At 62.7% G+C, this 498-nt stretch carries 1 protein-coding gene; it reads right to left on the bottom strand.

Annotation, left to right across the window (positions count from 1 at the left end; genetic code table 11):
* The coding region (locus IB264_RS34250) for an IS30 family transposase (protein ID WP_192435380.1) at positions 1 to 498 on the bottom strand (498 nt) is incomplete at both ends.

Below are 498 nucleotides of genomic sequence, written 5' to 3' on the forward strand. Positions count from 1 at the left end.
TGGCTTCACCGAGGTCGCGCCGGAAGATCAGCAGATCACCCTCCCAGTGGCCGAACTGAGACCGATCGGCAATGAAATCAGGGCGTTGGCTGATCCTGCAGTCCAACGGGATCGAGCCGTCGCGGGGTTTGCGGGAGCGGCGCGGGCGGCGCTTGCGACGGCCTTCTGGCAGATGCTGATAGAGCTCCAGCGCCTGATCTTCCTTGCCATAGATGAAGCGATAGATCGTCTCGGTGCAGACACGCACGGCGCTCACGCCATCGGCGAACAGGCGACCGGCGATCTGTTCCGGTGACCACAACGCCTCCAGCTGCTCGATGACCAGTGCGCGCAATTGCGGGTGCCGCATCAGCTTCCTCAAACGCCGCCGCCGCTCTTTGCGGATGTCGTCGGCAACCGTTGGGAAGTAGCCGCTGTATTCGGGCAGTTCGCGATCGTGGAATGTATTGCGCCTGATCTCGCGATAGATGGTGGAACGGTGACGACCGAGTTGGCGCG

Origin of the sequence: Ensifer sp. ENS11, assembly GCF_014851895.1 — a bacterium.
GTDB classification, from domain to species: Bacteria; Pseudomonadota; Alphaproteobacteria; order Rhizobiales; family Rhizobiaceae; genus Ensifer; species Ensifer canadensis.